The organism is Dietzia sp. B44 (assembly GCF_014145245.1).
Lineage (GTDB): Bacteria > Actinomycetota > Actinomycetes > Mycobacteriales > Mycobacteriaceae > Dietzia > Dietzia natronolimnaea.
This window is the reverse complement of sequence record NZ_JAALEF010000068.1, coordinates 1-7,076: the sequence shown is the minus strand read 5'-3', so window position 1 is coordinate 7,076 and position 7,076 is coordinate 1. Positions and strand designations below refer to the sequence as shown.

Genomic DNA, 7,076 nt, shown 5'->3' with positions numbered 1-7,076 from the left:
GTCCCGGGCCGAGGCGAGGACCGCCGTCGCGGGGTCGGCGATGGGCGCGGGGGCCCCGAACACGGCCAGCGCGGCGTCGCCCTGGAACTTGTCGAGCAGGCCGCCGTGGGATTCGACCCGGTCCACGACCACCTCGAAGAACGCGTTGAGGGTCTCGACGACCTCCCGGGCGGGGCGGGTGGAGGCGAGCCGGGTGGAGCCGATGAGGTCGACGAACAGCACGCCGACGTACGTGGCGTCGCCGCCGAGGTGGGGCTCCTGGATCTCTGCGGCCTTCGCGACCTGGCTACCCACATGGCGGACGAACAGCTCGCGCAGACGCTGACGCTCGCGGATCATCTCCGCCATCCGGTTGAACCCCCGCTGCAACTGCCCGAGTTCGGTCCCGTCGAACACCTCGACGCGCGCGTCGAGGTCCCCGCCGGCGAGGTCCTCCATGGCCCAGCGGACGGAGTACACCGGGGCGAGCAGGGCGGACACGAGCAACCAGGTCGCGGCGAACCCGGCCGCGAGGGCCCCGAGGCCGAGGATCCCGACGATGGTCACGAGCCGTGAGACGGGGAACTGGTTGTTCGCGGCGGCGTAGGCGCTGAGCAGCACGAGTCCGATGAGGGGGAGCCCGGAGCTCACCACCCAGAAGGCCTGCAACCGCCCACGCACGCCGATGACCGGGGAGTGCAGTGTCGGACCGGCCTCCAGCGCGAGCGCGGCGAGGGGGCGCAGCGCGATCTCGGCGACGATGTAGGCCGATCCACAGCTCAGGGACCCGATCACCACGATCGCGCCCGCGACGACCCAGAGGGACCGGACGTCCTCGACCGCGAACGCCACCGCGACGACAGTGCCGCCGGCCGCCCAGAGCGCCCCGGTCCGCAGGGTGATCCCGAGCGGCGCCGACAGGCACCGCGCCTGTTCGGCGGCGGTCGGTGGCCGGCTCTCCTCGGCCCACCTCATCCAGCCGGCCACCACCTTGAGGAGCCACCACGACCCGAGGGCGATCCCGACGAGGGCGGTCACCGGGGTCACCACCAGGGCCGCCGGGCTGAACCGCCCGGAGATGACCTGCTCGAGGGGCAGCAGCAGGCCGATCACGATCCAGACCCCCACCACCCCGAGCCCGTGCGTGACCACCAGCATCCGCGTGAGCACCCGCTGGACCCGTTGCTTCCGTCGCGGGGGTTCCTCCCGCTCGAGCCCGAGCATGCGGGTGCCCCACGGTGGGCGGGAGGCGTGCGCTGAGGGGGAGGTCACGGGGCGGGGTCCTGCCGGGCGGGGGATGGGTGTCCATCGTCGCGCGAGTGGCGTCCGCACGCGCCGGGAATCGCACTCCGCATCGCCGGATGGATCAGATCTAATGCGCTAACTTAACTTCATGACCACGCCCCAGTTCAACCCCGGCCACGAGATGCGACACGAGACCTTCGGCGACATCCTCCTCGAACGCTCGACCGACGACCATCCCGGTCTCCTCTTCGAGGACTCGAGCTGGACGTGGCGGGAGTTCGTGGCGGAGAGCGCGGTCCGCGCCGCGATCATGGCCGACTGGTCCGTCACGCACGCCGATGCGTACGCGGGCCGTCCCGAGCGTTTCCGCCACCTGCACGTCGGCATCCTGCTGGAGAACGTCCCCGAGTATCTGTTCCTCCTGTCCGGGGCCTCCATGGCGGGTGTGACGATCATCGGCGTCAACCCCACCCGCCGGGGCGCCGAGCTGGCCTCGGACATCCGCGGGGTGGACTGCGACGTGATCGTCACCGACGCCCACGGTGCCGGGTTGCTCGACGGCCTCACCCTGGCCGACGAGACTGGAGGGGTCGTGGCCGTGCACGACGTGGACTCGGCCGGGTAGCAGGACCTGCTGGCCGCGCACGCCGGGACGGAGCCCAGACTCCACGACGCCGCCCGTGACCCCCACACCCTGCTCGCGCTGCTGTTCACCTCGGGCTCCACGGGTGCGCCCAAGGCGGTCATGTGCTCGACCGGTCGGCTCGCGATGCTCGGCACGATCAACTACCGCAACCTGGTGAGGGACGACGTCGCCTACAGCGCGATGCCGATGTTCCACGGCAACGCGATGTTCGCCGCGTTCGCCCCCGCCGCGTTCGTCGGGTGCACGTTCGCGATGCGTCGGAGATTCTCCGCCTCGGGATTCCTGCCCGACGTGCTGCGTTTCGGCGCCACCTACGTCAACTACGTGGGCCGCTCGCTCTCCTACATCCTCGCCCAGCCCGAGCATCCCGAGGAGAAGCGGACCCGCCTGCGAACCGTCTTCGGGACCGAGGCCTCGAGCCACGACCGCGCCGAGTTCGCCCGCCGCTTCGGCGTCGAACCGGGTGAGTCGTACGGCTCCAGCGAGGGCGGGGTCGTGATCGGCCGCACTTCCGACACCCCGCCGGACGCGCTCGGCGTCGCGGGCGCCTACATGGACGTCGCGATCCTCGACGAGGACGGCCGCGAGTGCCCGCGTGCCGAGTTCGACGCCGACGGGGGCCTGGCCAACGCCGACGAGGCGATCGGGGAGATCTGCAACCTCACCGGCGCCGCCATGTTCGAGGGGTACTACCGCAACCCGGAGGCCACCGCCGAGCGCAACATCGGCGAGGTCTACCACTCCGGCGACCTCGGCTACCGGGACGCCGACGGGTTCTTCTACTTCGCCGGCCGCTCCGGGGACAAGATCCGCGTGGACAGCGAGAACTTCTCCGCCGGCCCGGTCGAGCGGATCCTCGACCGCTTCCCCGGCGTCCTGGTGGTGGCCGTCTACCCCGTGCCGGATCCCCGCACGGGCGACCAGGTCATGGCGGCCATCCAGCTCGAGCCGGGCGTGGCGTTCGACCCGGCCGCGTTCTCCGAGTTCTGCCGGACCCAACCCGACATGGGGACCAAGTGGGCACCGCGCTTCGTGCGGATCATGGAGACGATGCCGGTCACCGCGACCCGGAAGATCGCCAAGCCCGACCTGCGCCGGCAGTCGTGGACCGGGCCCGGTGAGGTCTACGTGCGCGGCGGCGCCGCGTTGGTGGGAGGGGACGACGACGACGAGTTCCGGCCGCTGACCAGCGCGCTACGCGACTCGGTGCTCGAGCAGTACAGTCTCCACGGTCGGCAGCCGACCGGGGTCTGAGCAGCGGCGGCGTCAGCTCAGGATGCGCAACTGGAACGGGTAGTTGATCATCCGGCCGCGGGTGGCCCGCACCGTACCGATCAGGTGGCCGACGATCTGGAGGACGAAGGAGACCGCCAACAGCACCAGGCCGATCGGGATGCCGATCACGGTGATGATGAAGATCCACCCGACGATGCTCATGATCCACAGGCCGACGTTGAAGTTGAACGACCCCGCGGCGGCCTGTCGGACGAACGGGCTGCGGTCCTTGTAGATCAACCACATCACGAGTGGCCCCACGAAGGAGAGCCACCCGGCGGACAGCGCCATGGCGATGAGGCTGGACGCGTGCGCGAGGGCGGCGGGGGTGCGGTCGTCGGGCCCGGCCACGGGCTGGTCTCCGAACCGGGGGTCGCCGTACTGCGGGGATCCGGGCTGCTGTGTCATGCCTCCAGTGTGCGCCTCGCGGGGCCGCGGTACATCAGGGATGTCCCCCGTGTCGTCCTGTTCCGTGGCCGGGGTCCACCTCCGTTCGGCCCGCCGGGCGTCCGGTCCCCCGCGATCCCACGTTTCACCCGCCTGTCACATGCTCCGCCTACCCTGGCGGCCATGGCTGACACCCCACAGGATCACCCCGCGACCGACTCGGGGACCGATCCCCTCGCCCGGGCGGTGGCCCCGCTGCGGGACGACGTCCGGTTCCTCGGTTCCCTGCTCGGTGAGACGATCCGTGAGCACGCCGGTGACCGGGTGTTCGATCTCGTCGAGACGGCCCGCCGCACGGCGTTCGCGGTCCGGCGCTCGGAGGCCGACAGGGACGAGGTGTCGGCCCTGTTCAAGGACATCAGCGCCGCCGACGCCATTCCGGTCATCCGTGCGTTCTCCCTGTTCGCGCTGCTGGCCAACGTGGCGGAGGACCTGCACCAGGAGCGCCGCAGGCGGATGCACCGGGCTGCCGGGGAGGCGCCGCCCGACGGTGACCTGGAGGTCACGTGGACCCGGTTGGCGGACCTGCTGGAGGGGGACGGCGACGATCGACTGGCGGCCGTGCGTGCGACCGCCCGCGTGTCCCCGGTCCTCACCGCGCACCCCACGGAGACCCGGCGTCGGATGGTGTTCGAGGCCACCCGCCGGGTGCACGTCCTCATGGGCCGTCGCGACGGCCTGCGCTCGGTGGAGCAGGACCCCGTGACGGAGGCGGAGCTCGCCGAGCTCGAGCTCGAGCTGCGCCGGCTCGTCCTCGCGCTGTGGCAGACCGCCCTCATCCGCAACGAGCGTCCCCACATCGAGGACGAGGTGATGGCCGGGCTCCAGTACTACGAGGCCACCCTGCTCGAGGTCATCCCTCCGCTCAACGCCCAGATCGACGAGCGCCTCGGGTGCGGGGGCCGCGCCGTCGTGCGGCCCGGCTCGTGGATCGGGGGTGACCGCGACGGCAACCCGTACGTCACCGGCGAGGTGGTGCGGTTCGCCACCGACCGGGCGGCCGAGTTGCTCCACGGCCACTACGCCGAGCAGTTGCGCCTGCTCGAGCGTGAGTTGTCGATGTCGGCCCGGATCGTCGAGGTCGACTCCGGGATAGCCGCATTGGCCGACTCCCTCACGGACACCGAGGTCGAGGGGAGTCCGGCGCGGGAGGACGTGCCGTTCCGCCAGGCGGTCCGGGTGGTCCGTCGTCGGCTCGCCGCGCGCGCCCGCGCGACCGGGTCGTCGCTGCCCCGCTCGGTGCTGCTGTCCGCGGGGCGGCTCATCGGCCTGGACGACGACCCCCCGTACGCCGGCCCGGAGGAGATGGCGGCGGACCTCGAGACGATCGACGCCGGGCTCTCCGCGGTGGGGTCCGACCTGCTGCGCGCCCCGCGACTGCGGGACCTGCGGTGGGCGCTCAACTCGTTCGGGTTCCACCTCCAGTCCCTGGACATGCGCCAGAACTCGGAGTCGCACGAGGACCTGCTCACCGAGCTGTTCGCGCTGGCCGGGGTGTCCGAGGACTACGCGGCGCTCGACGAGGACGCCCGCGTCGAGCTCCTGCTCGGCGAACTCTCCCACGATCGACCGCTGCTCGGCGTCCGGGCGGAGCTCTCGGAGTTCGCGGACAAGGAGATGGGCGTGCTGCGCGCCGCCGCGGAGGCGGTCGCCGGACTCGGACCCGACGTGGTGCCGCACTACATCGTGTCGATGTGCGGCTCGGTGTCCGACCTGCTCGAACCCGCCGTTCTCCTCAAGGAGGTCGGACTGTTCTCCGGCAGCCCGGACGAACCCCGGTCGACCGTGCGCCTCATCCCGTTGCTGGAGACCATCGACGACCTCGCCGGCGGGGCCCGGATGCTCGACGCGGCCCTGGCACTCCCCCAGTTCCGCGCTCTGGTGCGGTTCCAGGAGGACGTGCTCGAGATCATGCTGGGCTACTCGGACTCCAACAAGGACGGCGGGTACCTCGCCGCCAACTGGTCGCTCTACGAGGCCGAGCTCGCGCTCGTCGACGCGGCCGCGCGTGCGGGTGTGCACCTGCGCTTCTTCCACGGCCGCGGCGGCGCGGTGGGACGGGGCGGCGGCAACTCCTACGACGCGATCCTCGCGCAGCCCCCGGGCGCGGTGCAGGGCGCGTTGCGGATCACCGAACAAGGCGAGATCATCTCCGCCAAGTACTCGGAGCCGGTCCGCGCACGCCGCAATCTCGAGGCACTGGTGGCGGCCACTCTCGAGGTCTCGCTGCTCGACGTCGAGGGCCTGGGTGACGACGCCGAGCACGCCTACGCGGTGATGGCCGCGCTCGCCCGCCTCGGCCGCGAGGCCTACGCCGAACTGGTGCACGAGGATCCGGGTTTCATCGAGTACTTCACCACCTCCACGCCGCTCAGCGAGATCGGCGAGCTCAACATCGGCTCCCGCCCCACCTCCCGCAAGCAGACCTCCACGGTCGACGATCTCCGCGCCATCCCGTGGGTGCTGTCGTGGTCGCAGTCCCGCGTCATGCTTCCCGGCTGGTTCGGCGTGGGCAGCGCCCTCAAGCGCTGGATCGATGACGGCGGGAGTGCGACCGGCGGGAGTGCGACCGGCGGTCACGCGGATGCCGGTCACGCGGATGCCGGCGACGGTGCCAGCGCAGCCGCCGGGGGTACGAACGCCGGGGGCACGAACGCCGAGGAACGGTTGGCCACGCTGCGGCGCCTTTACCGGGACTGGCCGTTCCTGCGCACCACGCTGTCCAACATGGCGCAGGTCATGGCCAAGGCCGACATGGGCCTGGCGGCCCGGTACGCCGAGCTGGTCCCGGACGCCGAGGTGGGCAGGAGGATCCACGGGGTGATCTCCGACGAGTTCGACCTCACCCGCGAGATGCTGCTGGCCGTGACCGGGCAGGAGACCCTGTTGGACGACAACCCGGCGCTCGCCCGCTCCGTCCGGAACCGGTTCCCGTACCTCGAGCCGCTCAACGTGCTGCAGGTGGAGCTGCTTCGGCGCTACCGCGCGGGCGACCGCGACCCCGACGTGCGGACGGGTATCCAGCTGACGATGAACGGCCTGGCCACCGCGCTGCGGAACTCGGGCTGAGCCCGGCCCCCACCACCCCGTCGAAGCCCCTATCCCCGTCGAAGCCCACCACCCCGTCGAGAAGAGCGTTCCGAACACGTTTCTCGAGTGCGAATGCGCGAAACGCTCTTCTCGATGCCCCAGCCGGGCCGGGCCGGGGCGGGGCAGCCGGGCCGGCTACCGCAGTTGTCGCTGCGCGAGCGGGATGAGCAGCACGCACACCACCGCCAGGGCCGCGATCCACGGCACCGGACCGCCGAGACGGGACAGCACCGCGAGCACGTACGGCGTCCCCATCCCGAGGTAGGCCAGGACGTAGAACACGGCCACGAGCCCGGCGTGGCCGCGGGGACCGGACTGGAACTCCACCTCGACCAGCCCGGCCACCAGCAGGGTCGCGTACCCCGCGCCCAGCAGGACCGCGACGGGCAGGAGC

5 protein-coding genes and 1 pseudogene are annotated in these 7,076 nt (G+C 71.6%); 3 read left to right on the top strand and 3 right to left on the bottom strand.

Going from position 1 to position 7,076, the window contains the following annotated elements:
• Positions 1–1,251: HAMP domain-containing protein (locus G6017_RS17205; RefSeq protein ID WP_182615871.1), on the bottom strand; the 1,251-nt coding region annotated here is incomplete at its 3' end.
• Positions 1,252–1,372: 121 nt separating this feature from the next.
• On the opposite strand from G6017_RS17205, the gene G6017_RS16665 reads away from it, so the two are divergent.
• The gene (locus G6017_RS16665; protein ID WP_241731346.1) at positions 1,373–1,849 is read left to right on the top strand and encodes an AMP-binding protein; all 477 of its coding nucleotides are present in this window, start codon (positions 1,373–1,375) and stop codon (positions 1,847–1,849) included.
• A gap of 6 nt (positions 1,850–1,855) precedes the next feature.
• On the top strand, positions 1,856–3,124 hold the full coding sequence (locus G6017_RS02950; protein WP_347237934.1) for an AMP-binding protein: 1,269 nt from the start codon (positions 1,856–1,858) through the stop codon (positions 3,122–3,124).
• A 12-nt stretch (positions 3,125–3,136) separates the two neighbouring features.
• On the opposite strand, the gene G6017_RS02945 is transcribed toward G6017_RS02950, so the two are convergent.
• Positions 3,137–3,553, bottom strand: a complete 417-nt coding sequence (locus G6017_RS02945) for a DUF4870 domain-containing protein (protein ID WP_179524076.1) — start codon at positions 3,551–3,553, stop codon at positions 3,137–3,139.
• Between the two features lie 162 nt (positions 3,554–3,715).
• On the opposite strand from G6017_RS02945, the gene ppc reads away from it, so the two are divergent.
• The gene (gene ppc, locus G6017_RS02940; protein WP_241731345.1) at positions 3,716–6,661 is read left to right on the top strand and encodes a phosphoenolpyruvate carboxylase; all 2,946 of its coding nucleotides are present in this window, start codon (positions 3,716–3,718) and stop codon (positions 6,659–6,661) included.
• A gap of 156 nt (positions 6,662–6,817) precedes the next feature.
• On the opposite strand, the pseudogene G6017_RS02935 reads toward ppc, so the two are convergent.
• Positions 6,818–7,076, bottom strand: a pseudogene (locus G6017_RS02935) (MFS transporter); the annotation flags it as partial.